The organism is Streptomyces sp. NPDC051217, assembly GCF_044455465.1.
Lineage (GTDB): Bacteria > Actinomycetota > Actinomycetes > Streptomycetales > Streptomycetaceae > Streptomyces.
Genome location: NZ_JBITEV010000003.1, coordinates 513,053 through 538,626 on the forward strand (window position 1 = coordinate 513,053; position 25,574 = coordinate 538,626).

General features: G+C 69.5%; 20 protein-coding genes. 5 read left to right on the forward strand and 15 right to left on the reverse strand.

Going from position 1 to position 25,574, the window contains the following annotated elements; all coding sequences use genetic code 11:
* Window positions 1–34 precede the first annotated feature (34 nt).
* Window positions 35–910, reverse strand: a complete 876-nt coding sequence (locus ACIBBB_RS10460) for an ABC transporter permease (RefSeq protein ID WP_398980592.1) — start codon at window positions 908–910, stop codon at window positions 35–37.
* Window positions 907–3,549, reverse strand: a complete 2,643-nt coding sequence (locus ACIBBB_RS10465) for an alpha/beta fold hydrolase (protein ID WP_398980593.1) — start codon at window positions 3,547–3,549, stop codon at window positions 907–909. The genes ACIBBB_RS10460 and ACIBBB_RS10465 overlap by 4 nt, the downstream gene beginning before the upstream one ends.
* A 174-nt stretch (window positions 3,550–3,723) precedes the next feature.
* Here ACIBBB_RS10465 and ACIBBB_RS10470 point away from each other — a divergent pair, with 174 nt between their 5' ends.
* Window positions 3,724–4,140: a GNAT family N-acetyltransferase gene (locus tag ACIBBB_RS10470; protein WP_398980780.1), complete on the forward strand. Its 417-nt coding sequence runs from the start codon at window positions 3,724–3,726 to the stop codon at window positions 4,138–4,140.
* 23 nt (window positions 4,141–4,163) lie between these two features.
* Here the strand turns inward: ACIBBB_RS10470 and ACIBBB_RS10475 are convergent, their stop codons facing one another.
* The 7 genes from ACIBBB_RS10475 to iolC all read right to left on the reverse strand — a co-directional run bounded on the left by ACIBBB_RS10475 (window position 4,164) and on the right by iolC (window position 12,384).
* Window positions 4,164–5,015, reverse strand: a complete 852-nt coding sequence (locus ACIBBB_RS10475; protein ID WP_398980594.1) for a class I SAM-dependent methyltransferase — start codon at window positions 5,013–5,015, stop codon at window positions 4,164–4,166.
* An 84-nt stretch (window positions 5,016–5,099) separates the two neighbouring features.
* Window positions 5,100–5,732: a DUF4291 domain-containing protein gene (locus ACIBBB_RS10480; protein ID WP_398980595.1), complete on the reverse strand. Its 633-nt coding sequence runs from the start codon at window positions 5,730–5,732 to the stop codon at window positions 5,100–5,102.
* Between the two features lie 124 nt (window positions 5,733–5,856).
* Window positions 5,857–7,356 (reverse strand): CoA-acylating methylmalonate-semialdehyde dehydrogenase, encoded by a 1,500-nt coding sequence (locus tag ACIBBB_RS10485; protein ID WP_398980596.1) that lies wholly within the window; start codon window positions 7,354–7,356, stop codon window positions 5,857–5,859.
* Window positions 7,357–7,421: 65 nt separating this feature from the next.
* A complete protein-coding gene (iolD, locus tag ACIBBB_RS10490; protein ID WP_398980598.1) occupies window positions 7,422–9,308 on the reverse strand; it encodes a 3D-(3,5/4)-trihydroxycyclohexane-1,2-dione acylhydrolase (decyclizing) in 1,887 nt (628 codons plus the stop codon).
* Window positions 9,305–10,306 carry a 5-deoxy-glucuronate isomerase gene (gene iolB / locus ACIBBB_RS10495; protein WP_398980599.1) on the reverse strand — a complete coding sequence of 334 codons (1,002 nt, stop codon included), beginning with the start codon at window positions 10,304–10,306 and terminating at the stop codon, window positions 9,305–9,307. Before iolB ends, iolD begins: the two co-directional genes overlap by 4 nt.
* An 81-nt stretch (window positions 10,307–10,387) precedes the next feature.
* Window positions 10,388–11,269 carry a deoxyribose-phosphate aldolase gene (locus ACIBBB_RS10500; protein ID WP_398980600.1) on the reverse strand — a complete coding sequence of 294 codons (882 nt, stop codon included), beginning with the start codon at window positions 11,267–11,269 and terminating at the stop codon, window positions 10,388–10,390.
* On the reverse strand, window positions 11,266–12,384 hold the full coding sequence (gene iolC, locus ACIBBB_RS10505; RefSeq protein WP_398980602.1) for a 5-dehydro-2-deoxygluconokinase: 1,119 nt from the start codon (window positions 12,382–12,384) through the stop codon (window positions 11,266–11,268). The genes ACIBBB_RS10500 and iolC overlap by 4 nt, the downstream gene beginning before the upstream one ends.
* A 126-nt stretch (window positions 12,385–12,510) precedes the next feature.
* Here iolC and ACIBBB_RS10510 point away from each other — a divergent pair, with 126 nt between their 5' ends.
* Complete coding sequence (locus ACIBBB_RS10510) at window positions 12,511–13,422, forward strand: sugar phosphate isomerase/epimerase family protein (protein WP_398980603.1); 912 nt, start codon at window positions 12,511–12,513, stop codon at window positions 13,420–13,422.
* Window positions 13,423–13,686: 264 nt separating this feature from the next.
* Window positions 13,687–13,884, forward strand: a complete 198-nt coding sequence (locus ACIBBB_RS10515) for a helix-turn-helix transcriptional regulator (RefSeq protein ID WP_384322051.1) — start codon at window positions 13,687–13,689, stop codon at window positions 13,882–13,884.
* A 106-nt stretch (window positions 13,885–13,990) separates the two neighbouring features.
* Here ACIBBB_RS10515 and ACIBBB_RS10520 read toward each other — a convergent pair whose 3' ends face one another.
* The gene (locus ACIBBB_RS10520) at window positions 13,991–16,321 is read right to left on the reverse strand and encodes an MMPL family transporter (RefSeq protein ID WP_398980604.1); all 2,331 of its coding nucleotides are present in this window, start codon (window positions 16,319–16,321) and stop codon (window positions 13,991–13,993) included.
* A gap of 154 nt (window positions 16,322–16,475) precedes the next feature.
* Here ACIBBB_RS10520 and ACIBBB_RS10525 point away from each other — a divergent pair, with 154 nt between their 5' ends.
* Together ACIBBB_RS10525 and ACIBBB_RS10530 are read left to right on the forward strand one after the other, a co-directional pair.
* A complete protein-coding gene (locus ACIBBB_RS10525) occupies window positions 16,476–17,210 on the forward strand; it encodes a TetR/AcrR family transcriptional regulator (protein WP_398980605.1) in 735 nt (244 codons plus the stop codon).
* A 142-nt stretch (window positions 17,211–17,352) separates the two neighbouring features.
* On the forward strand, window positions 17,353–17,607 hold the full coding sequence (locus ACIBBB_RS10530) for a heavy-metal-associated domain-containing protein (protein ID WP_398980606.1): 255 nt from the start codon (window positions 17,353–17,355) through the stop codon (window positions 17,605–17,607).
* 564 nt (window positions 17,608–18,171) lie between these two features.
* Here the strand turns inward: ACIBBB_RS10530 and ACIBBB_RS10535 are convergent.
* The 5 genes from ACIBBB_RS10535 to ACIBBB_RS10555 form a co-directional block, all read right to left on the reverse strand.
* Window positions 18,172–19,461, reverse strand: a complete 1,290-nt coding sequence (locus tag ACIBBB_RS10535; RefSeq protein WP_329387488.1) for a citrate synthase — start codon at window positions 19,459–19,461, stop codon at window positions 18,172–18,174.
* A gap of 216 nt (window positions 19,462–19,677) precedes the next feature.
* Complete coding sequence (locus tag ACIBBB_RS10540) at window positions 19,678–21,900, reverse strand: ATP-dependent RecD-like DNA helicase (protein WP_398980607.1); 2,223 nt, start codon at window positions 21,898–21,900, stop codon at window positions 19,678–19,680.
* Window positions 21,901–22,223: 323 nt separating this feature from the next.
* A complete protein-coding gene (locus ACIBBB_RS10545; RefSeq protein ID WP_398980781.1) occupies window positions 22,224–23,102 on the reverse strand; it encodes a sugar phosphate isomerase/epimerase family protein in 879 nt (292 codons plus the stop codon).
* A gap of 5 nt (window positions 23,103–23,107) precedes the next feature.
* Window positions 23,108–24,337 (reverse strand): dihydrodipicolinate synthase family protein, encoded by a 1,230-nt coding sequence (locus tag ACIBBB_RS10550; RefSeq protein WP_398980608.1) that lies wholly within the window; start codon window positions 24,335–24,337, stop codon window positions 23,108–23,110.
* Window positions 24,334–25,485, reverse strand: coding sequence for a Gfo/Idh/MocA family protein (locus ACIBBB_RS10555; RefSeq protein WP_398980609.1), 1,152 nt, complete (start codon window positions 25,483–25,485; stop codon window positions 24,334–24,336). The genes ACIBBB_RS10550 and ACIBBB_RS10555 overlap by 4 nt, the downstream gene beginning before the upstream one ends.
* Window positions 25,486–25,574: the final 89 nt, after the last annotated feature.

Sequence of the window (25,574 nt, forward strand, 5' to 3'; positions counted from 1 at the left end):
CGCGGTCGGGACACCGCCGGGACCCGCCGGGCGGTCAGCTCACGATGTCCTTGCGGGAGAAGTTCCTGAACGCGAGCGCGAAGAGCACCAGGGCGTACGTCACCGAGATCGCCGAGCCCTTCAGCATGCCGGTCCACTCCAGCTGGGGCTGGAGCGCGTCCGCCCACGCGAACTGCCAGTGCGCCGGCAGGAAGTCCCGCCAGTCCCCCAGCGCCGTCACCTGGTCCAGCACATTGCCGATGATCGTCAGACCGACCGCGCCACCGACGGCGCCGAGCGGGGCGTCGGTCTTCGTGGAGAGCCAGAAGGCCAGCCCGGCCGTGACCAGTTGGGAGACGAAGATGTAGCCGATAACGATCATCAGCCGTGGCACGGCGTCCGACGTCGCCAGAGACCCCCCGGTGGGCAGTTCCAGCGGCCCCCAGCCGTACGCGGCGCTGCCCGCCGCCAGCCCGACGACCGGCAGCAGCACCATCGCCGCCAGACTCATGGACAGCGCCACCGCCAGCTTGCTCCACAGCAGGCGGGAGCGCGGCACGGGAGCGGCGAGCAGATAGCGGAGCGAGGACCAGCTCGCCTCGGAGGCCACGGTGTCCCCACAGAACAGCGCGACGGGCACGACCAGCAGGAACCCCGCCGAGACGAAGAGGCAGGTGGCGGCGAAGTTGGCCCCCGACGAGGTCGCGGTGTCCATCAGGTTCAGCCGGCTGCCACCCCCACCACCGCCGTCCTCGTCGCCTCCCGGTGTCCCGCCGATGGCGAAGGCCACGATCAGAACGAAAGGGAGTGCGGCGAGCACTCCTCCCATCGCCATCGTGCGCCTGCGCTTGAGCTGTCGTACGAGTTCGACACCGAACGGGAGAGTGCGGCCCGCCCGGTAGCCCGGAGCCGATTCGGTCAGCGTGCTCATGCGGAGGCTCCTGAGATGAGAGTGAGGAAGGCGTCCTCCAGGCGACGGTGCGGTCCGACGCCGGTCAGCACCACGTCCATCCGCATGAGTTCGGTGACCAGGGCGTTGGTACTGGCCCCGTCGAGCTGGACGAGCAACCCCTCGTCCGTACGGATGGCCGACGCGATCCCGGACATGGCGGCGATCTTGTCGACCACCGGGTCGGGCACCTGTCCGTCCGTGGTGACCAGCACGCTGTCGCCGGAGCCGGTGATCTCGGCGACGGGACCCGCCTGGATGAGCCTGCCGCGGTCCATGACCACCAGGTGCGTACAGGTCTGTTCGACCTCGGAGAGGAGATGGCTGGAGACGATGACGGTCCGGCCGTTGGCCGCGTAGCGGATCATCACGTCGCGCATCTCGCGGATCTGCGGCGGGTCGAGGCCGTTGGTCGGCTCGTCCAGGATGAGAAGGTCCGGAAGGCCGAGCATGGCCTGCGCGATCGCGAGGCGCTGCCGCATGCCCTGCGAGTAGGTGCGTACAGCGCGGGAGAGGGCGTCGCCGAGTCCGGCGATCTCCAGGGCCTCTTCGATGTGCGAGTCCTCGGCGGGGCGGCCAGTCGCCCGCCAGTACAGCTCCAGGTTGTCGCGCCCGGACAGATGCGGCAGGAAGCCCGCGCCCTCGACGAAGGAACCGACGTGGGACAGGACCGGGGCGCCGGGCCTGATGGAGTGCCCGAAGACCCGGATGTCTCCGCCGTCGGGGGTGATGAGGCCCATGAGCATGCGCAGGGTCGTGGTCTTGCCCGCGCCGTTCGGGCCGAGGAGCCCGAGCACCTGGCCCTTCTCGACACGGAAGGAGAGGTCCCGTACGGCATAGCGGTCCGCGGACTTGGCGTAGCGCTTCGACAGGTCCGTGATCTGGAGCGGTACGTCGGCGAGTGCCGGATCGGGCGCCGGTGCGCTGACGCGGCGGCGCGCGGTGAGCAGCAGCACGGCGGCGATCAGCGCGCCCGCCAGCGGCAGGCCCCAGACCCACCAGGCGAGGGTGGGCGCGGCGGTGGCGAGGGCGGGCGCCGTGGGTACGGACAGATCGCCGTCCATCGTGACGGTGTAGGTGGCGGGGGCGGCGGGTGAGGCGTAGGCGAGGTCGGTCGCGGCGAAGACGACCCGCAGCCGGTGCCCGGCCTCGATCTTGTGGTCGATGGCCGGCAGCGTCACGTCGACGGTCTTGCCGCTGCCCCCCTTGACCCCTTCGACCCGGAGCGGGGCGACGAGTTGTGAGGGCAGGACCTGCTGGCGGCCGTCGGCCCCGACGTCGTAGACCTTGCCGAAGAGCACGGCGTCGTCGGTGTCGGCCTTGACGCTGACCCGGACGGTCGGTGAGCCCGTGACCTGGAGCGAGCGGTCGAGCGGCGCGGAGTCGAAGCGGGCGAACTGCCCGGGGAAGTCAAGGGCGATGCCCACACCGAACGTGGTCAGCTGGGACAGCCCGCCGCCGATGCCCGGCACGGTGGAAATGGCGGGCGGGCTCGCGCCCGCGGGATTCTCGAACGACTGCGCGGCTCCGGACAGCGGGACATTCGTTATCCCGCTCCGCAGACCCGGATAGCTGTCGCTGGTCGCGCCCCTCAACAGCGCCTGGCCGTCGGTCGAGTCGACGCCACCGGTCCGGCTGACGCGGAACGCGGGCCCGGTGTCGGTGGCGGTGTCCTTCTTGAGATAGCGGTCGAACCAGGAGGAGATACGGCTCTCGATACGGCCGGTCTCGGCGGTTCCGCTGTCGTGACCGCCGGCCATCCAGTCGACGGAGACAGGGGCGCCGTTGGCCTTGATCGTCTTCGCCATGAGATCGGACTGGCCGAGCGGGAAGAGGGAGTCGGTCTGCCCCTGGATGATCAGTGAGGGCACTTTGATGCGGTCGCCGATCGCGGACGGGCTGCGCTCCGCGAGGAGCACGTCGGCCGCCGCGTCGGGCTTCCCGGCGACGGCGACCCGCTCGTACATCTCACAGAGCTGCTTCTCGAAGGTGTCGCAGCCGCCGCCGGTGGAGAAGAAGATCCCGGCCCAGAGCTTCTTGAAGACGCCGTCGGGGAAGAGCGAGTCGGCGAGATTCCAGTAGGTGATCACAGGCGCGATCGCGTCGACGCGCGGGTCGTACCCGGCCCCGAGCAGCGAGATGCCTCCTCCGTAGGAGGCACCGCTCATGCCGACGCGGGGGTCGCCGCCGGAGTCGAGCTGGACCTCGGGGCGCTCGGCGAGCCAGTCGATCATCCGGGAGACGTCTTTGACCTCGTGGGCCGGGTCGTTGAGTCCGATCTTGCCGGTGGACTTCCCGAACCCCCGAGCGGACCAGGTCAGCACGGCGAATCCGTCCCGCGCGAGCTTCTCGGCCTGCTCCCGTACATCGTTCTTGCTGCCGCCGAACCCATGGCCGAGCAGGACGGCGGGCCGGCGGTTACCGCCGTCACCTGCGGTGAAGTACGAGGTGTCGATCCGGGCGCCGGGCATCTCCATCGTCTGGTCGGCTCGGTGCACGGTGGGTGCGCTGTCCGAGGCGACGGCGGTCCAGGTGCCGGCGCCGACGAGCACGGCGGCCGCGGCCACACCCGCGAGCCATCGTTTGCGCAGCCGTGGCCGCCGGGGGGTTGGGATCTCCATGCTTGAACCCTAAACGGCACCGCGAGCGGCCCGCGCTTACACCGGTCGGAACTCAGGGACCTCCTCGGGGAGTACGAGGTAGCGTCGCCGTACACCTGGCGCGGTACGCGGACCCCGAGGCTCCGTAGGTGATGCGCCCGGCGACGCGCGAGGGAGACGAGCCATATGTCCGGCATGGAGATCCGCCGAGCGACGACGGTCGCCGAACTCGTCGCCGCCCAGCATCTGTACGACAGCCCGGCCCGGGAAGAGTGGGCGGAGCGCTTTCTCGCCGCTCCGGGTCATCTGCTGCTGATGGCTTACGCCGAAGGTGTGCCGGTCGGATTCGTCTCCGGTATCGAGATGCTGCATCCGGACAAGGGCGTCGAGATGTGCCTGTACGAGCTGTCGGTGGACGAGCCGTACCGCCGGCGGGGCATCGGGCGGGCCCTGACCGACGCCCTGGCGGACATCGCGCGCGAGCGCGGCTGCTACGACATGTGGGTGGGCGTGGACACCGACAACGAACCGGCGCTGGCGACCTACCGCGCGGCCGGCGCTCGTGACGAGGGCCGCTTCTCGATGCTGACCTGGGAGTTCCCGGTCTCCTAGGCCGTGTCCGGCGAATGCCCCGCTCAGGGGCGCTCGGCGGTGACGAGCCAGAGGCGGCTGGTCAGCCGTACGCCTTGCCGGGTCTCGAAGGCGTGGAAGGCTTCCGTGGCCGCGTCGTGAGCGCGCGTACGCGTACGCTCGTCCGCGTCGGCCATGGCCAGCCAGTGTTGCAGGGGCCCCCATCCCATCAGGAAGGCGGAAGCGTCGGAGGCGTCCTTGCCCCAGTGCTGGGTCAGCGCCATCGCACGCAGACCGATTCCCTTGAAGCCCGCCTCGCTGAGGACGCGCTCGGTGTGCGCGGGGTCGGCGAAGGATGCGGGCTGTTGCCTGCTGTCCTCGTTGAGGGCGGGCAGCGTGACCTGGGTGCCGATGGCCGCGAAGATCACCGCTTGGTCCATGAGGCTGAACGACTGCGGACAGACGAAGGCAAGCCTCCCACCAGGGCGTAACGCTCTTCCGATGTTGCGGAACGCGGCGGCGGGATCGGCGAAGAACATCACCCCGAAGCGGCTCACGGCGATGTCGAAGGACGCCTCCTCGAAGCCGTACACCTGCGCGTCGCCCTGCACGAACGTGACGTCCTCGACCTCCTCCGCGACCGCGGACTCCCTGGCCCGCGCCAGCATGGGCGCCGACAGATCGATCCCGACGGCCCGAGCCCCCCGGCGCGCGGCGAGCCGCGTGACCCGCCCGTTCCCACACCCGACGTCGAGGAGCCGGTCGCCGTCCTTTATGCCGGCCGCTTCGAGAAGCGGAGCATTGGCGGCGTCGTTCAGATTGTCGTACCGATCTTGGTGCTCTGCCCAGTGCCTGCCCTCATAGCCGTTCCACGCCTCGGCCTGGGCTGAATTCACCATGTCCGTCATGCCTTCCATACTGCCGCTCCTCCCGGGTTGGGCACATAGCATGGCGAGAACTCGACGCGCTCGGCGCGCCGGTTTCACGCGCCCGGACGCGGCTCAAGGGCACAGGTGCCGGAGCAATTCTCCGTCGGCCTCGGCCGGATACGGCGTCTCGACGGGCAGCAGCCCTTGCGCGGCGGCCGGTTCACCCTCCCGCACAAGCCCATGAATCCGCCGGGCCAACGGCGTCTCATCCCTGACGGAAACGATCCACTCATCGGCGTACCGCCGCACCGCCTCCCCCGAAAGCCCGAGCTGCAACGACCGGTACGGCAACGCCTGGAGCCGCACATCCCGCTCCGGATCCCACTGGACACGCGCGGGACTCCGCTTCAACTCGCGCCGCCACGAGGCCTGGTCGGCGTGCGTGTCCGCGTCGTAGTGCGACAGGCAGGCATGCCGCAGCGCCCACTCGAAGCCCTCACGGGTGATCTCGACGGCCAGGACCGTCTCCTGCCCCTCTTTCAGACCCCAGCCGCAGCGATACATCATCCAAAGGAAGGACGGTTTGATCCACGTCATCCTGTCGCGCTTCCAAGTGCCGGGAAAGCGTCCGTCGCGTGCGGCCGGGAGGCCGATCGATGGTGGGTAGGCCTGGTGGACGGTGATCGTCGAGGCGGTGTGGTGCGCGCGAATGCGGTACTTGGGTTCCGGGGGACGCGGGGTCGCCGGAGTTGTCGCTGTCGCCATGGGAACAGCGTGGTGTGACAGGCGCCTTGGCGGCCACCTATTAAGAAGGCGGCGGAACGCGGCGACGGCCCGAGCGGAATAGGGGCACCGTGCGGGCCGCCGCGGTTCGGGTGGGCGGGCTTGGTCAGTGGTTGCGGGGGAAGCCCAGGTCCACGCCCGACGGGGCGTCCGACGGGTCCGGCCAGCGGGTTGTGACGACCTTGCCGCGTGTGTAGAAGTGCACGCCGTCGTTGCCGTAGATGTGGTGGTCGCCGAAGAGCGAGTCCTTCCAGCCACCGAAGGAGTGGTAGCCCACCGGCACCGGGATCGGCACGTTCACGCCGACCATGCCCGCCTCGATCTCCAGTTGGAAGCGGCGGGCCGCGCCGCCGTCGCGGGTGAAGATCGCCGTGCCGTTGCCGAAGGGCGAGGCGTTCATGAGGGCGACGCCGTCCTCGTACGTCTCCGTGCGCAGCACGCAGAGCACCGGGCCGAAGATCTCGTCGCGGTAGGCGTCGGAGTCGGTCGAGACGTGGTCGAGGAGCGACAGTCCGATCCAGTGGCCGTCCTCGTAGCCCTCGACGCGCAGGCCGGTGCCGTCCAGGACGACTTCGGCGCCCTGTGCGGCGGCGCCCGTCACGTACGACGCGACCTTGTCTCGGTGGGCGGCCGTGATCAGCGGGCCCATCTCGGAGGCCGGGTCGGTGCCGGGGCCGATCTTGATCTTCTCGGCGCGTTCGCGGATCTTCCGTACGAGTTCGTCGCCGATCGCACCAACCGCGACGACCGCCGAGATCGCCATGCAGCGCTCACCCGCGGAGCCGTACGCCGCCGAGACGGCCGCGTCCGCAGCCGCGTCCAGGTCGGCGTCCGGGAGGACCAGCATGTGGTTCTTGGCGCCGCCCAGCGCCTGGACGCGCTTGCCGTTGGCGGAGGCGGTGGCGTGGATGTAGCGGGCGATCGGCGTCGAGCCGACGAAGGAGACCGCCGCGACGTCCGGGTGCGCGAGGAGGGAGTCGACGGCCACCTTGTCGCCGTGGACGACGTTGAGCACGCCGTCCGGCAGTCCCGCCTCGGCGGCGAGTTCGGCCAGCAGATTCGCCGCCGACGGGTCCTTCTCGCTCGGCTTCAGTACGAAGGTGTTGCCGCAGGCGATGGCCAGCGGGAACATCCACATCGGCACCATCGCGGGGAAGTTGAACGGCGTGATGCCGGCGACGACGCCCAGCGACTGCCTGATCGAGGAGACGTCGACCCGGTTGGCGACCTGTGTCGACAACTCGCCCTTGAGCTGAGTGGTGATCCCGCAGGCCAGCTCGACGATCTCCAGCCCGCGCGCCACCTCACCGAGGGCGTCGGAGTGGACCTTGCCGTGCTCGGCGGTGATCAGCGCGGCGATCTCGTCACGGTGGGCGTCGAGCAGCGCGCGGTAGCTGAAGAGGATGCCGGTGCGTGTGGAGAGGGAGGAGGTGCCCCAGGTGCCGTACGCGGCCTTCGCCACCGTGACGGCCGCGTCCACCTCCTCCGCCGAGGCGAGCGCGACCTGTGTGGTGACCGCGCCGGTCGCCGGATCGGTGACCTGGCCCCAGTTGCCCGACGCGCCCTCGACGGTCTTGCCACCGATCCAGTGGTTGACGGTCTTCATTACCTGCTCCTTCGGGTCCATCGAGTCCGGCGGTGCGGCGCTGTGGCGCTGTGGCGGTGCGCCTGTCAGAGGTGGCGGCGGCGGGCCGCGGCCTTCCGGTCGTAATCCTCGCGTGCCGTGACCGCGGACGCGCGCGTCGCCGTCTCGGCCACGGGAACATCCCACCACGCCTGCGCGGGAGGCGCGCCCGACACAGTGTCTGCCGTTTCGGTCTCCGCGTAGACACATGTGGGGACGTCGGACGCGCGCGCGAGGGCGAGGGCTTCACGCAGGTCACGGATGGTTTTGGCGCGGATGACGCGCATCCCGAGCGAGGCCGCGTTGGCGGCGAGGTCGACGGGGAGCGGATCGCCCGTGTAGGTCGGCGAGCCGACCGTGTCGGCCTCCCGGAAGCGGTACGCCGTACCGAACCGTTCCGCGCCGACGGACTCGGAGAGACCGCCGATCGACGCGTATCCGTGGTTCTGGAGAATCACCAGCTTCAGTGGGAGGCGTTCCTGGACTGCGGTGACGATCTCGGTGGGGTTCATCAGATACGTTCCGTCGCCGACCAGCGCCCAGACGGGACGCCCCGGGTCGGCCAGCATCACGCCGATGGCCGCAGGGATCTCGTAACCCATGCACGAATAGCCGTACTCGACGTGGTACTGGTCGCGGGAGCGGGACCGCCACAGCTTGTGGAGGTCGCCGGGGAGCGATCCGGCCGCGTTGATGACGATGTCCTCGTCGGTGACGAGCGCGTCCAGCAGCCCGAGAACCTGTGGCTGGGTGGGCCGTACCAGGTCCTCGGAGGTGTCGAAGGCCGCGTCGACGCGGTGCTCCCACCGCTCCTTGTCCTCCGTGTACTCGGTGGCGTAGCCGGCGCCCACGCGGTGGTCCGCGAGGGCCGTGGTCAGTGCCTCCAGGGCGGTGCGGGCGTCGGCGACCAAGGGGGCTGCGGCGAGCTTGTGGGCGTCGAAGCCGGTGACGTTGATGTTGAGGAAGCGGACGGCCGGGTTCGAGAAGAGCGTCGCGGACGCCGTGGAGAAGTCGGACCAGCGGGTGCCGACGCCGATCACCAGGTCGGCGGTGCGGGCCAGTTCGTCGGCGGTGGCGGTGCCGGTGTGGCCGATCCCGCCGACGTCCGCCGGATGGTCGTGGCGCAGGGAGCCCTTGCCGGCCTGGGTGGAGGCGACGGGGATGCCGGTCGCCGTGGCAAAGGCGGCCAGCGCGTCCTCGGCCGCGCTGTGGTGGACTCCGCCGCCCGCGACGAGGAGCGGACGGCGTGCGGAGCGGACGGCCTCGGCGGCGTCGGCGAGTTCGTACGGATCGGGGCCCTGCCTGCGCACCCGCCAGACGCGCTCGGCGAAGAACTCCTCCGGCCAGTCGTAAGCCTCCGCCTGGACGTCCTGCGGCAGTGCGAGGGTCACCGCGCCCGTCTCGGCGGGGTCGGTGAGGACCCGCATGGCGGCGAGGGCGGCCGGGATGAGCGCTTCGGGCCGCGAGACGCGGTCGAAGTACTTCGACACGGGGCGGAGCGCGTCGTTGACGGAGACGTCGCCCGCGTGGGGCACTTCGAGCTGCTGGAGGACGGGGTCGGCGGGGTGCGTCGCGAAGATGTCGCCGGGGAGCAGCAGCACGGGCAGCCGGTTGATGGTGGCGAGGGCCGCGCCTGTGACGAGGTTGGTGGCACCGGGGCCGATGGAGGTGGTCACTGCGTGTGCGGAGAGGCGGTTGCTCTGGCGGGCGTAACCGACGGCGGCATGGACCATGGCCTGTTCGCTGCGGCCCTGGAAGTACGGCATGTCCGGGCCGGCCTGGACGAGCGCCTGGCCGATGCCCGCCACGTTCCCGTGGCCGAAGATGCCCCAGGTGGCGTCGATCAGCCGGCGGCGGCTGCCGTCGCGTTCGGTGTACTGGCGGGACAGGAAGGCGATCAGTGCCTGGGCCACGGTGAGGCGGCGCGTACTCATCGGTGGGTCTCCTCGTCCTTGTCCTCATAAGGAGGTTGGCTCGGCTGTCCCTGGGACGGTCCCTGCGGCGCGTGCGGTCGCCGCGTTCGCGGGGCTCCGTACATCGGCAGTCGGGGATCGACCGCCTGGCCGGGCCAGGTGCCGCGGATCCAGCCGTGGTCGGGGTGGTCTCGGATCAGCCACTGTCTGGTCTCGCCCGGTCCGGCCATCACGTTGAGGTAGTACATGGCGCGGCCGGGGGCGGCGATGGACGGGCCGTGCCAGCCGTCGGGGATGAGGACGGTGTCGCCGGTGCGGACTTCGGCGAGGACGTCCGTACCGCCGGACCTGGAGGGCGAGACACGGTGGTAGCCGAGGCCACCGTCCTCGATCTCGAAGTAGTAGATCTCCTCCAGCTCGGACTCGACGCCGGGGTGGTTCTCGTCGTGCTTGTGCGGCGGGTACGACGACCAGTTCCCGCCGGGCGTGAGGACTTCGACGGCGATCAGCCGGTCGCAGTCGAAGGTGTCGGCGGCGGCGAAGTTGTTGACCTGGCGGGAGCAGTTGCCGCTGCCCCGCAGTTCGACCGGAACCTCCGGTGCGGAGCCGTAGCGAGCGGGGAGTCGTCGCTCGCACTTCGCTCCTGCCAGGGCGAAGCGGCCTCCCGCACCGGAGGCGATCTGGGCGTGGGCGTCACGCGGAACGTACGCGAAGTCCGTGACGGAGCTGAACACGCTTTCTCTGCCCAGCAGTTCAAAGATCTCGCCTTGCGTGTGCACCGTACAACCGCCGTTGAGCGGAAGCACGATCCACTCACTGTCGCCGCTGTCCAGCGTGTGCGTACCGCCGGGCGGCAGGTCGAGGACGCGCAAGGCGCTGTGCAGCCAGCCGGCTCGCCGCGGCTCGATGTCGAGCGCGTACGGTCCGTTCGCCGCGCTGCCCGCGCGCACGTGCCGTTCCAGGAACTCACCGTCGGAGCCGGTGTCGGAGCCCGTGTCGGTGTCGCTGTCCGTCGTCATGGTCGTTCCGTATCCCTCCGCACGTCTGCCTACTCTCCGCGTGACCCCTACAGCCGCTCCCGTCCGGCGGCCCAGGGCCCCCTACAACAGGCCCACCGCGGTGTCGACGGCCGCCGCGACATCGCCATCCACCGGGTAGAGGAGTGAGCGCCCCACGACCAGGCCCTGCACCGTGGGCAGGCGCAGTGCCTTGCGCCACTTCTCGTACGCGCCTTCCTGGTCGTCGCCGATCTCGCCGCCGAGCAGGACGGCGGGCAGGGTGGACGTCTCCATCACCCGGGCCATGTCGTCGGGATTCTCGGTGACGGGCAGTTTCAGCCAGGTGTACGCGGAGGTGCCGCCGAGACCGGAGGCGATGGCGATGGAACGGGTCACCGCCTCCGCCGTCAGGTCGTTGCGGAGCCGTCCCTCCCTGCGGCGGCAGATGAACGGCTCGACGAAGACCGGAAGCCGCCGCTCCGCCATGGCGTCAACGGCGCGGGCGGCCGACAGGAGGGTGTCGGCCGAGCGCGCGTCGTCGTAGTCGATACGCAGCAGCAGCTTGCCCGCGTCGAAGCCGAGGCGATCGATGTCCTCGGCGCGGTGGCCGGTGAAGCGGTCGTCCAGTTCGAACGCCGCGCCGGCGAGGCCGCCGCGGTTCATGGAACCGACGACGACACGGTCCTCCAGAGCGCCGAGGAGCAGCAGGTCGTCGAGTATGTCGGAGGTGGCGAGGACGCCGTCCACGCCGGGCCGGGACAGCGCGAGGCAGAGGCGCTCCAGCAGGTCGACACGGTTGGCCATGGCCAACCGTCGGTTGCCGACGGCCATGGCGCCACGCGCCGGGTGGTCGGCCGCGACGATCATCAGCCGTGCGCCGGGGCGCAGCAGGGGACGGCGGCTGCGGCGGGCGGCGGCCTCGGCGACCGCCTCGGGGTGGTGCGTACGGATCCGTACGAGATCCGACGCGTCGACGCGGGTCACAGGGCGCCCTCCGGTGGCAGCGTTCCCGGCGTGGGGACGGGGCCGCCGCCGAGGACCTGGACGACTTCCCGGGCGTACGGCATGGCGGAGGAGCAGGCGAGCCGGGCGGCGACGATGGCGCCGGCGGCGTTGGCGTATCGCATGACGCGCTCCAGGTCCCAGCCGGCCAGCAGTCCGTGGCAGAGGGCGCCGCCGAAGGCGTCCCCGGCTCCGAGGCCGTTGACGACTTCGACGGGGACGGGCGGCACCTCGGCGGTGGTGCCGTCGCGGTGCATGGCGAGGACGCCCTTGGGGCCCTGTTTGACGACGGCCAGTTCGGGTCCGGCGGCGAGGAGCGCCCGAGCGGCGGCGTACGGTTCCCGCTCTCCGACGGCGACTTCACACTCGTCCAGGTTTCCGACGGCGACCGTGGCATGGCGCAGGGCCTGCGTGTACAGGGGCCGGGCCGCGGCCATGAGGGCTTGCGGATCGTCGGAGGCGCCGGTGGGGGCGGAAGTCTCGGAAGCCGGGCCGTCGGGGACGGAGCCGTCGGCCGGTGCCTTCCAGAACATCGGGCGCCAGTCGAGATCGAAGACGGTGATGGCGGTTCCTGGCCGCCGCCCGGACGGACGCTCCTCGGGGTTGCGTGCGCGCGCCTCGCTGCGCGTACGCAGGGCCGTCAGCGTGGCCGCCCGGCTGGGCTCCTCGCACAGGCCGGTACCCGTCATCCAGAAGATCCGTGCCGACCGGATGGCGTCCAGGTCCAACTCGTCCGGGTGGATCTCCAGATCGGGCGCCTTGGGCTGGCGGTAGAAGTAGAGCGGGAAGTCGTCCGGGGGGAAGATCTCGCAGAAAGTGACCGGTGTGGGCCACGGGTCGACCGGTGTCACCCAGCGGTCGTCCACCTCGAACTCCCGCAGGGCGTGGTGGAGATAGTCCCCGAAAGCGTCCCGCCCGGTGCGGGTGATGACCGCGCTCCGGCGGCCGAGCCGGGCGGCGGCCACCGCCACGTTCGTCGCCGAACCGCCGAGGAACTTCCCGAAGGTGTCGACCTGCGCCAACGGGACTCCGGTACGGAGCGGATAGAGGTCCACGCCGATCCGTCCCATGGTGATCACGTCGTACGGCTCAGGCATGCGCGTCCCCTCGTTTCGACGGCCGGTCCCAGGTCTAATGCTCCTTCCCGACCTCTGTCAACGTTTTGTCCTGACATTCGGACGAAGGCTTGACACTCTTCTCGGACGGCCGGGAGGCTGACCGCCATGACCTCCTCCGTACCCCCGCTGGACCGCATCAGGGTCGGGTCGGCACCCGACTCCTGGGGCGTGTGGTTTCCCGACGATCCCCAGCAGGTTCCCTGGAAGCGTTTCCTCGACGAAGTGGCCGAGGCCGGATACGAGTGGATCGAACTCGGTCCCTACGGCTATCTCCCGACCGATCCGGCCCGCCTCGCCGAGGAGACGGCCGCGCGTGGTCTGAAGGTCTCGGCCGGCACCGTGTTCACCGGGCTCCACCACGGCCCCGCCGTCTGGGACACGACCTGGGCGCATGTCGCCGACATCGCGGCGCTCACCAGGGAGATGGGGGCGGACCATCTGGTCGTCATCCCGTCCTTCTGGCGTGACGACAAGACGGGACAGGTGCTGGAGGGCCGGACGCTGACCTCCGCGCAGTGGCACGACCTGACGACCCAGACCGAACGGCTCGGCCGTGAGGTGCGCGACCGCTTCGGGCTGAACATCGTGGTCCACCCGCACGCCGACACCCACATCGACAGCGAGGAGAACGTCAGCCGTTTCCTCGACGCCACCGATCCCGACCTGGTGTCACTGTGTCTGGACACCGGGCACTACGCGTACTGCGGCGGCGACAGCGTCAAGCTGATCGAGACCTACGGGGAGCGGATCGGCTATCTGCATCTCAAGCAGGTGGATCCGGAGATCCTCGCGGGCGTGGTCGCGGACGAAGTTCCCTTCGGGCCGGCCGTGGGGCGGGGCGTGATGTGCGAGCCGCCGACCGGAGTGCCCGCGCTGGGACCGGTGCTGACGGCGGCCCAGAAACTGGGGGTCGATCTCTTCGCCATCGTCGAGCAGGACATGTATCCCTGCCCGCCCGACAAGCCCTTCCCGATCGCCGAGCGCACGCGCCGCTTCCTCCGCTCGTGCGGCGCGTAACCCGGCGCCACCGTCGAACAGTTGGGCCCGGATGGGCCATTGGTACGACCCTTTCCGATGCGTCACTCCTGTCACAGACATCCGCCCAACGTCACGCATATCTCCATTACGCGGGTTTTCCGTCACAGTGACGCGACAGCCCCTCCCCCACCGTCACTCTGCGTCGTTCAACGGGCACAGGCTCAGTGATCACCAGCGTTTCAGTCGCAGCCCACCAGACGGCCCCCCGGCCGCCGCTGCGGCGGACGCAGGGAGGTGCCACGCATGACGGACAGAAGTCTCTGGTCCTACAAGGAGATTGCCGCCCACATCCGCGTACAGCCGGACACCGTCCGTTCGTACCGCAAGCATGGTCTGCTTCCGCGGCCGGACCATGTGGAGAACGGCAAGCCCTACTGGTACGCGGACACCATCCGCGCCTGGGTGGCCAAGCGCCCGGGGAACAGAGGCCGCAGAGAGTGAGGCCCGGGGGGCGGACCCCCGCGCCAGTTCCGTGCAGCGACCGGCTCCAAGGGCCCCGTACCCCAACCCCCGTGGTGGAGCACGGGGCCCTCAGTCCCGTTCAGGCTCAGACCCTGGCCTTGTCCCGCTCACCAGCCCCGGACACGACACCGTTGGACCCGTCTGACCCACCGGACGCTCCGGACGCTCCGGACGCTCCGGACGCTCCGGGACCGTCGGCGCCGTCCGTGACCGCCGCCGGCCGTGCCTCACCCTCGCTCACCCCGAACCGGTCGTGGAAGCGCCGCAGCGGCCCCGGCGCCCACCATGTCGCTCTGCCCGTCAGCTTCATCACCGCCGGGACCAGCAGACTCCGCACCACCATCGCGTCCATGACGACCGCGAGCGCGATCCCGAGCCCGAGCATCTTGGTGTTAGTGACCCGCGAGGCGCCGATGGCGACCATGACCACGCCCAGGATCACCGCCGCCGCCGTGATCAGCCCTCCGGTGCGCTGAAGCCCGAATATGACCGAGCGCTCGTGGTCACCACCGCGGTCGTACTCCTCCTTGATCCGGGATATCAGGAAGACCCCGTAGTCCATGGAGAGTCCGAAGGCGACACAGAACATCAGCACCGGAAGCGTCGTCTCTATGTCACCCGTTGAGGTGAAACCGAGCAGCCCTGAGAGATTGCCGTCCTGGAAGACCCAGACGACCGCTCCGAACATCGCCGTAAGGCTGAGCGCGTTGAGCGCCACCGCCTGGATCGGGATGAGGACACTGCCGGTGAGCAGGAAGACCAGCAGCAGTGTCACCACGACGATGATGGCCGCCGCCAGGGGCAACCGGTCGCCGATGGAGTCCTTCGAATCGACCAGTACGGCGGCGGTGCCGGTGACCGAGGTGTCGAAGGCCGCAGGCTCGGCCCGGAGTTCACGGACGAGCCGCTGCGCCTCCTGGCCCACCGCCTCGCCACGCGGCAGCACGGTGAAGTACGCGTGGTCGCCGGAGACGACGGGGCCGTCGACCCGCAGCACATCCGCCAGACCGGCCACCCGGTCGCGGTAGTCCGCGTACTCGGCGGAGGTCGCCCCGCCTTCGCCGAGCACTTCGAGCCCGCCCCCGGGACTGCCGGAGAAGCCGCTCCTGATGTCCTCCTGGACCACCCGGGACTCCGCGCTCGACGGCAGCTGCCGGTCGTCGGCCGTGCCGAACTTGACGCCCAGGAAGGGCAGTCCGAGCAGCACCAGGGCCGTGGCCGTCCCGACGGCGAAGAGCGGAGCCCTGCGCATCACCAGTGCCGCCGTGCGCCCCCAGCCCCGGCCTGTCTCCGCCGCCGCTCCCGGCCGGGGTCCGTCCCCGGTCCCGTCGGCGGGCGCCGTGCCCTTGCGGACCCGGGTGAACAGCCGACGCAGGTCGAGGGAGTTGATCCGATTGCCGAGCACCATCAGCGCGGCCGGCAGCAGGATCAGCGCGGCAGCGGCGGCGAGCAGCACCACCGCTATCCCGGCGTAGGCGAACGAGCGCAGGAAGTACTGCGGGAAGACCATCATGGCCGCGAGCGACACCGCGACCGTCAGCGCGGAGAACAGCACCGTCCGGCCGGCGGTGCGCAGCGTGGCGCCGACCGCGTCCCGCACCTCGGCGCCCTCGGCCAGCTCCTCCCGGAATCTGCGCACGATGAACAGCGCGTAGTCCACGGCCAGTCCGAGCCCCAGAGCCGTGGTGAGGTTCTGCGCGAAGACCGACACATCCGTGATCTCGGTGATCCCGCGCAGCACGGCGTTGGTGCCGAGGATGGCGACGATGCCGACGCCCAGCGGCAGCAGGGCCGCGACCGCGCTGCCGAAGACCATCACGAGCAGGACCAGCGTGACCGGAAGGGCTATCAGCTCGGCCCGCAGCAGGTCCTCCTGGATGATCGTCTGGATGTCGTGCCGCACGGCGACCGGCCCGCCGACGGAGACCTCCAACAGTCCCTGTGTGCCACGGAATTCGGGCGCGATCCGCTCCAGGATCTCGCCGGCCTCCTTCTCCTCACCCACGATCCTGGCCGCGATCAGCGCCTCGTCCCCCTTCTCGGCGCGCAGCGCGGGCGCCCGCGTCCGCCAGTACGACCCGACGCCTATGACGCCCTCCTCGGCGGCCAGCCGCTCGGTGAGCCGCTCGGCCTCGGCGGCCACGGCGGGGTCGTCCACCCCTCTGTCGCCCGCGTCGACGAGGAGCAGCAGATTCGGCTGGGAGGCCGGGAACTCGCGCTCCAGCGCCTTCGTCGCGTACGTCGACGAGGCGGCGGGGTCCTCCCACCCCCCGCTGCCCATCCGGTCGCCGACCCCGCTCCCCGCGAGGACCGCCAACGCCGTGATCACCAGGGCGACCAGCAGCGAAAGCCGTGGGCGCGCCGTGACGAACCGGGTCCAGCCGCCGATTCGCGACCCCCTGTTGACTTCGGACATAGTGCGGTGTCCCCTTCACCGTGACCCAGGGCATGGGTCAGCGACTGCCATAGACTTGGCAAACACGAGCGATCGCTCGCATTCACCAAGAATGCGAGCGAGGACTCGCGTTTGTCAACCACCGCCAACCGATCGAGGGATCCTGGGAGTTCACGTGCCTGAAGCGAGGAGAGGCGGAGCCGTGGAGCGAGGCGTCGAGGACAGCGCGACCAAGGGAGGCGGCGACTCCGCCGATGCGGGCAAGCCGCGCCGCCGCCAAGCCCGCGGTGAGCGCCGTATCGCTCAGATCCTCGAAGCCGCGGGCCGCGTCTTCTGCACCAACGGCTACACGGCGGCGAGCACCAACTCCATCGCACGGGAGGCCGGCGTCTCACCCGGGACGCTCTACCAGTTCTTCCCGAACAAGGAAGCCATCGCCGTCGAGCTGGGCGACGTACTGCTGAATCGCTGGCGCACGACGTACGGCCAGGCGTTCACACCGACCCACATGGATCTGCCGCTCCCCGAGCTGCTGGACGCCGTCCTCGATCCACTGATCACGTTCAACTGCGAGAATCCGGCGTTCCCGGTCCTGATGCACGGATCCGAGATCCCCGGGCAGGTGACCGAGAAACACGACGTCCTGCACTCCACCCTGCTCACCCGGGTCGAGGAGATGCTGGGCAGCTACCTCCCCGAGGCCCCGCAGGCGGAGCGCACGAGGACGGCGGAGTTCGCCTTCGCCCTCTTCATGGGCGGCATGGATCTGATCCTGTCCCACGAGGGCGAGGAGCGGGAGGCCTACATCGGGGAGCTGAAGACCGCGATGTTCCGCTATCTGGAACCCGTCGTCGGTGACACGCTCCCCCGCTGCCCACCACAGCCGGAGACCTCGGCGCCGGACTCCTGACTCCGCGGGCGGACCGGGCGCCGCGATCCAGACTCGCCATCCATACCCCCTAGGGGTATAGTCGGACGCATCGGCGCGCCGCGGCGTTCACGCGGCCCCTGACGCGCCTTCTTTCGCACGCCCACCCCCGGAGGAGAACGCCATGACCGCAGAGACGAAGATCGAGACGGAGACAGCGACGGGCGCCGTCACCACGGTGTACGCGGTCACCGGAATGACGTGCGGACACTGTGAAGGCGCGGTATCCGACGAGATCTCCGCGCTGGACGGGGTCACGTCCGTGAAGGCCGAGGCCGCCGCCGGCCGCGTGACCGTGATTTCCCGGGCCCCGCTTGACGAGAGCGCCGTGCGCGCGGCGGTCGACGAGGCGGGTTACGAGCTGGCCGGCCAGGCCTGACCGAACTTGCCTCAGAGGCCGTACGCGACCTGATCCGATTCCGGCCGCGTGCGGCCTTCGGTCGCTCCAGGCACCGTCCCGACCACAACAGCCCTGCTCAGCAACGTGATCAGCGGGCATGGCACCCCACGTTTTCATCTGTTTTCGTAGCAACGAACAATTTGCGAGCCGCCTCCTTCACATGAGGCACAGGACCTTCACAAAGAGATCTAGATCACATAGATTTGGGGGTAACCATCCGGGCAGCTCGCGAGTCTAAGAGGCGATGCCGAGAACGTCTTGGGGGACGTTCATGAGATGTCTTGGGGGATGTCTCAGGCAAGCGTTGGCCGGGGGACGTGCAACTGGGGAGCTTTGAGCGGCCCCCCTGGTTCGTACGTACCCCGGCAGACCGCGTGAAACTGGCTTCTGCCGGCAACCGCAGACGCCCGGCCCGGATCCCGTGGGGGGAATCCGCTCCGGGGATATGGGAAGCGCCCCGCTATACCGACCCGTGGGGGGATCGGGAAGCGGGGCGCTTTCTGTTGCGCTCCGGCGTGACCGCGAGGACCGTCGGCCGAGGGTTCAGCGGCTCTCGACAGGAACGAAGTCGCGCAGGACCTCGCCGGTGTAGATCTGGCGCGGGCGGCCGATACGGGAACCGGGCTCCTTGATCATCTCGTGCCACTGGGCGATCCAGCCGGGGAGCCGGCCGATCGCGAACAGCACGGTGAACATCTCGGTCGGGAAGCCCATGGCCCGGTAGATCAGACCCGTGTAGAAGTCCACGTTCGGGTAGAGGTTGCGGGAGACGAAGTAGTCGTCGGAGAGCGCGTGCTCCTCCAGCTTCAGCGCGATGTCCAACAGCTCGTCGGACTTGCCGAGCGCCGAGAGGACATCGTGCGCCGCCGCCTTGATGATCTTCGCCCGGGGGTCGAAGCTCTTGTAGACGCGGTGGCCGAAGCCCATCAGACGGACGCCGTCCTCCTTGTTCTTCACCTTGCGGATGAAGGAGTCGACATCGCCGCCGTTGGCCTGGATGCCCTCAAGCATCTCCAGCACCGACTGGTTGGCGCCACCGTGCAGCGGGCCCCACAGGGCGCTGATGCCGGCGGAGATCGAGGCGAACATGTTCGCCTGCGACGAGCCGACCAGACGCACGGTGGAGGTCGAACAGTTCTGCTCGTGGTCCGCGTGCAGGATCAGCAGCTTGTCGAGCGCCGAGACCACCACCGGGTCCAGCTCGTACTCCTGGGCGGGGACCGAGAAGGTCATGCGCAGGAAGTTCTCGACATAGCCGAGGTCGTTGCGCGGGTAGACGAAGGGGTGACCGATCGACTTCTTGTACGCGTACGCCGCGATGGTCGGCAGCTTGGCCAGCAGCCGGATCGTCGAGAGATGGCGCTGCTTCTCGTCGAACGGGTTGTGGCTGTCCTGGTAGAAGGTCGACAGCGCGCTGACCACGGAGGACAGCATCGCCATCGGGTGCGCGTCACGGGGGAAGCCGTCGAAGAAGCGCTTCACGTCCTCGTGCAGCAGCGTGTGCTGGGTGATCTCGTTCTTGAAGGACGCCAGCTCGTCGACCTTCGGAAGTTCCCCGTTGATGAGCAGATAGCCCACCTCCAGGAACGTCGAGCTTTCGGCCAGCTGTTCGATGGGGTAGCCGCGGTACCGGAGGATGCCCTGTTCACCGTCGAGATAGGTGACGCCGGATTTATAGGCGGCGGTGTTGCCGTATCCGCTGTCCAGAGTCACCAGGCCGGTCTGGGCCCGCAGCTTCCCGATGTCGAAGCCCTTGTCGCCGACGGTGCTGTCGATCACCGGGTAGGTGTACTCGCCATCGCCGTACCGCAGTACTACAGAGTTGTCGCTCACGTCATCCCTCACCGACGTAGTGCCTCTTCTTCGAGGTGCCCTGACTGTCTCTACCATCCCCCATTTGGCTCAGGAGAGTGCACTCGGGGTCGACCATTAGGCCTATTCGCGGCACTGAGTGCCGCCAACTTTCACATCCTGCCCCCTTCGCCCCGGTTCCGAAAGTCCGGGGCGGGCATTCCTGCCGCCGGAAGCCCGCCGGAAGTGGAAGTGCCGCTAGAAGCTTCCGGCCTGGAGGCCGCCCGAGAGCCGGTGGTCGAGTGCGGTGAAGCGGCGGCCGGCGGAGACCGTACGTACGGCCTGCCCTATCGCCTTCCGGGAGCCGACCAGGACGACGAGCCTCTTGGCCCTGGTGACCGCCGTGTAGAGCAGATTCCGCTGGAGCATCATCCAGGCGCCGGTCGTGACCGGGATGACCACCGCCGGGTACTCGCTGCCCTGCGAGCGGTGGATCGTCACCGCGTACGCGTGCGCCAACTCGTCCAACTCGTCGAAGTCGTACGGCACTTCCTCCTCCTCGTCCGTACGCACCGTCAGACGCTGATCGTCCAGATTCAGCGAGGTCACGACGCCGACCGTGCCGTTGAAGACGCCGTTCTGCCCCTTGTCGTAGTTGTTGCGGATCTGGGTGACCTTGTCCCCTACGCGGAAGACACGGCCGCCGAGCCGCTTCTCGGGCAGCTCGGGCCGGGCGGGGGTGATGGCCTGCTGGAGCAGGCCGTTGAGAGTGCCCGCGCCGGCCGGGCCGCGGTGCATCGGGGCCAGCACCTGGATGTCGCGCCTGGGATCGAGCCCGAACGTGGCGGGAATGCGACGGGCCGCGACATCCACCGTGAGTTTCCCGGCCTCCTCCGTCTCGTCCTCCACGAAGAGGAAGAAGTCGCTGAGGCCCTGAGTGATGGGCTGGACCCCGGAGTTGATGCGGTGGGCGTTGGTGACCACGCCCGACTGCTGGGCCTGCCGGAAGATCCGGGTCAGCCGCACCTGCGGTACGGGTCCGCCCTCGGCCAGCAGGTCCCGCAGCACCTCTCCCGCCCCCACCGAGGGCAGCTGGTCCACGTCACCGACGAGCAGCAGATGTGCACCGGGTGCCACGGCCTTCACGAGCTTGTTGGCGAGCAGCAGGTCCAGCATGGACGCCTCGTCGACCACGACCAGATCGGCGTCGAGCGGCCGGTCCCTGTCGTACGCCGCGTCCCCGCCCGGTTTGAGTTCCAGCAGCCGGTGGACCGTGGACGCCTCGACGCCGGTGAGCTCGGCGAGGCGCTTGGCCGCCCGTCCCGTGGGCGCCGCGAGCACCACCTTGGCCTTCTTGGCCCTGGCCAGCTCCACGATCGAGCGGACCGTGAAGGACTTCCCGCAGCCCGGCCCGCCGGTCAGGACGGCGACCTTACGTGTGAGGGCGAGCCGCACCGCGGCCTCCTGCTCGGGTGCCAGCTCGGCGCCTGTGCGGCCCGCGAGCCAGGGCAGCGCCTTCTCCCAGACGACGTCCTGGAAAGCGGGCATCCGGTCCTCCCCCGCGCGCAGCAGCCGCAGCAGCTGGGCGGAGAGGGACAGCTCGGCGCGGTGGAAGGGCACCAGATAGACGGCGGTGACCGGCTCGCCGCCGTCGGGGCCGGGCACCTTCTCCCTGACGACTCCCTCTTCCTCGGCGGCGAGCTCGGCGAGGCAGTCGATGACCAGTCCGGCGTCGACCTGGAGGAGCTTCACCGCGTCGGAGATGAGCTGCTCCTCGGGCAGGAAGCAGTGGCCCTGGTCGGTGGACTGGGAGAGCGCGTACTGCAGTCCGGCCTTGGCCCGGTCCGGGCTGTCGTGCGGGATGCCGACGGCCTGGGCGATGCGGTCGGCGGTGAGGAAGCCGATGCCCCAGACGTCGGCGGCCAGCCGGTAGGGCTCGTTCTTCACGACGGAGATCGAGGCGTCGCCGTACTTCTTGTAGATGCGGACGGCGATCGAGGTGGACACGCCGACGCCCTGAAGGAAGATCATGACTTCCTTGATGGCCTTCTGTTCCTCCCACGCGGCGCCGATCATTTTCGTCCGCTTGGGGCCGAGGCCGGGGACCTCGACGAGTCGCTCGGGCTCCTTCTCGATGATCTCCAGGGTGTCCACGCCGAAATGCTCGACGATCCGCTCGGCGATCCGAGGACCGATGCCCTTGATCAGACCGGAGCCGAGATAGCGGCGGATGCCCTGGATGGTCGCGGGCAGGACCGTCGTGTAGTTCTCCACCGTGAACTGCTTGCCGTACTGGGGGTGCGAGGCCCAGCGGCCCTCCATGCGCAGCGACTCGCCCGGCTGGGCGCCGAGGAGCGAGCCGACCACGGTCAGCAGATCGGCGCCACGGCCGGTGTCGACGCGGGCGACCGTGTAGCCGTTCTCCTCGTTGCTGTACGTGATCCGCTCAAGGACGGCTTCGAGCACGGCGAGATTGGACATGATCCGACGCTACCGCCCGGATACGACACCGGGCCCGGCCTGTGGACAACTCACCGTCGGGCAGGGCCCCGAGAAGGTCCGGACAAGCTTTAGGGGCCCGGTCCCCAGGACCGGGCCCCACGCGCTCCCCCCTCCGGACAAGGCTTCCCGATCCCCCCGGACCCCTCCCCGGAAGCCTTGATGCCATATACGACCGCCGTCACCGCGAAAGGGTTGCACGGTCGCGGGCAGTAATTTTTTCTGACGTTAGAAATGACGACAGAAGATGACAGAAGTGACCATTTGCCTATGAGAGCGTCTTCGTCGCGACAGGGTGGTCTCCCTTACAGCGCATGCCTCACAAACCGCTCCGCGACGTCGGCCAGCAGCTCCGCGCCGTCCCGCACCCACAAGGTGTCGTTGAAGAGTTCGACCTCGATCGGTCCGTCGTACCCGGCCGCGTCGACGCGTTCGCGCCACGCCCGCAGATCGATCGCCCCGTCCCCGATCAGACCGCGGCCGTTGAGCACGCCGGCCGGCAACGGGGTCGTCCAGTCGGCCAGTTGGAAGGAGTGGATCCGGTTCGCCGCCCTGTTGATCGCCGCCGGGGCCCGGTCGTCCCACCACACGTGGTACGTGTCCACGACGACCCCGACCTGCTCGACGGGGAAGCGTTCCGCGAGATCCAGCGCCTGGTCGAGCGTGGAGACGACACAGCGGTCGGAGGCGTACATCGGGTGCAGCGGCTCGATCGCCAGCCGTACCCCACGCTCCCCCGCATACGGTGCCAGGACCTCCAGCGCGTCCGCGATCCGTTCCCGCGCGCCGTACAGATCCCGGCTGCCGGGCGGCAGCCCGCCCGAGACCAGGACCAGGGTGTCGGTGCCGAGGGTCACGGCCTCGTCGATCGCCGCGCGGTTGTCGTCCAGGGCATCCGCCCGTGCGGCGGATGCGATCGCCGTGAGGAAGCCGCCGCGGCACAGGGTCGTGACGGCGAGGCCGGCGTCGCGTACGAGCTTGGCGGCGGCATCCAGGCCGTAGGCCCGCACGGGCTCGCGCCACAGCCCGACACCCGGCACGCCGAGCCGCACGCACGCCTCGATAAGTTCGGGGAGGGTGAGCTGTTTGACCGTCATCTGGTTGATGCTGAAGCGGCTGAGGTCATCCGGGGCTCCACCCGGACTCGCGTCGCCCGCTGCCGTCACGTCCGCCGGCTCGTTCATGTCCGTCACTGGTCCACTCCGTACACGCCGAGCAGGGACTTCATCCGGGCTTCGGCCACCGTCGGGTCCGGGAACAGGCCCAGCCCGTCGGCCAGTTCGTACGCCCGCGCGAGATGCGGCAGCGAACGGGCCGACTGGAGGCCCCCGACCATGGTGAAGTGGTCCTGATGCCCGGCCAGCCAGGCGAGGAACACGACACCCGTCTTGTAGAAGCGCGTGGGCGCCTGGAAGAGATGGCGGGACAACTCGACGGTGGGGTCGAGCAGTTCCCGGAAACCCTTCGTGTCCCCCGTGTCCAGGACGCGTACGGCTTCGGCGGCGACCGGCCCGAGCGGGTCGAAGATACCCAGCAGCGCGTGGCTGAAGCCGCGTTCGTCGCCCGCGATCAGCTCGGGGTAGTTGAAGTCGTCGCCGGTGTAGCACCGCACGCCCTGCGGGAGCCGCCGGCGCAGCTCGACCTCACGCCGCGCGTCCAGCAGCGAGACCTTGATCCCGTCGACCTTGTCCGGGTGTTCGGAGATCACCTGGAGGAAGGTCTCGGTGGCCGCGTCCAGGTCCGAGCTGCCCCAGTAACCCTTCAGCGCCGGATCGAACATCGGGCCGAGCCAGTGCAGCACGACGGGTTCGTCCGCCTGCCTCAGCAGATGGGCGTAGACGGCCAGATAGTCCTCGGGGCCCCCGGCAGCGGCGGCGAGCGCGCGTGAGGCCATGAGGATGGCCTGCGAGCCCGTCTCCTCGACGAGCGCGAGCTGTTCCTCGTACGCCGCCCGCACCTCCTGAAGAGAATGCGCTCCCGGCGCGAGTTGGTCGGTGCCCACCCCGCACGCGATCCGGCCGCCCGTCGACCGCGCCTCCGCCGCTGAACGGCGGATAAGCTCGGCCGCTCCCGCCCAGTCCAGGCCCATGCCGCGCTGCGCGGTGTCCATGGCCTCCGCGACCCCGAGGCCGTGCGACCACAGATGGCGGCGGAAGGCGAGCGTGGTGTCCCAGTCGACGACGACCGGCGCTCCGGGACTGCTGTCGGCGTACGGGTCGGCGACGACGTGCGCGGCGGAGAAGACCGTACGGGAGACGAGAGGGGCCGCGTCGGCGCCCTTGGTGGTGAAGGCGGCCGGTTCACGGCGCGGCTGGTACGTGCGCAGCCGGCCCTCGGCGTCCGGGAGCCGGAGCCCCTGCCCCGGCTTCCTTACAGAGGCTGGGGCGGGCGCCGTGGAGGGTGAGGTCCGGGTGGTCACAGCGAGAGCTCCGGTACGTCGAAGCGGCGTCCCTGCTCCGAGGACCTGAGCCCGAGTTCGGCGAATTGTACGCCGCGAGCGCCGGCGAGCAGGTCCCAGCGGTACGGCTCGCCGAGCGTGACGTGGCGCAGGAAGAGCTCCCACTGCGCCTTGAAGCCGTTGTCGAACTCCGTGTTGTCCGGGATCTCCTGCCACTGGTCACGGAAGGACTCGGTGGCGGCCAGGTCCGGGTTCCAGACGGGCTTGGGGGTGGCGCTGCGGTGCTGGACGCGGCAGCGGCGCAGGCCGGCGACCGCCGAGCCGTGGGTGCCGTCGACCTGGAACTCGACGAGCTCGTCCCGGTTGACGCGCACCGTCCAGGAGGAGTTGATCTGCGCGACGATGCCGCCCTCCAGCTCGAAGATCCCGTAGGCGGAGTCGTCGGCGGTGGCCGCGTAGGGCTTGCCCTGCTCGTCCCAGCGGCGCGGGATGTGCGTGGTGACGTGCGCCGAGACGGAGTTGACCCTGCCGAACAGCTCGTGCAGGACGTACTCCCAGTGCGGGAACATGTCGACGGTGATGCCGCCGCCGTCCTCGGACCGGTAGTTCCAGGACGGGCGCTGCGGCTCCTGCCAGTCGCCTTCGAAGACCCAGTAACCGAACTCGCCTCGTACGGAGAGGATCTGGCCGAAGAAGCCGCCGTCGATGAGGCGCTTCAGCTTCAGCAGGCCAGGAAGGAAGATCTTGTCCTGGACGACGCCGTGCCTGACGTCGGCGCTCTCGGCGAGGCGGGCGAGGTCGAGGGCGCCTTCGAGGTCGGTGGCGGTCGGCTTCTCCGTGTAGATGTGCTTCCCGGCGGCAACGGCTTTCTTGATGGCTTCGACCCGCGCGGAGGTGACCTGCGAGTCGAAGTAGATGTCGACGCTGTCGTCGGCGAGGACGGTGTCGAGGTCGGTGGACCACTCGGTGAGGCCGTGCCGTTCGGCGACCTCTCTGAGGGCGTGTTCACGGCGGCCGACAAGGACGGGCTCGGGCCAGAGCACGTCACCGTCGCCGAGGTCCAGTCCGCCCTCTTCGCGGATCGCGAGGATGGAACGCACCAGGTGCTGTCGGTACCCCATCCGCCCCGTGACGCCGTTCATGGCGATCCGCACTGTCCTGCGTGTCACGAAGTTCCCTCCATACGGCCGTAGCAAGCGCTTTCTACAGGGTAAGAAGCTAGCCTGCCGAAAGCGACCGGACAAGAGTCCGGCGCCGA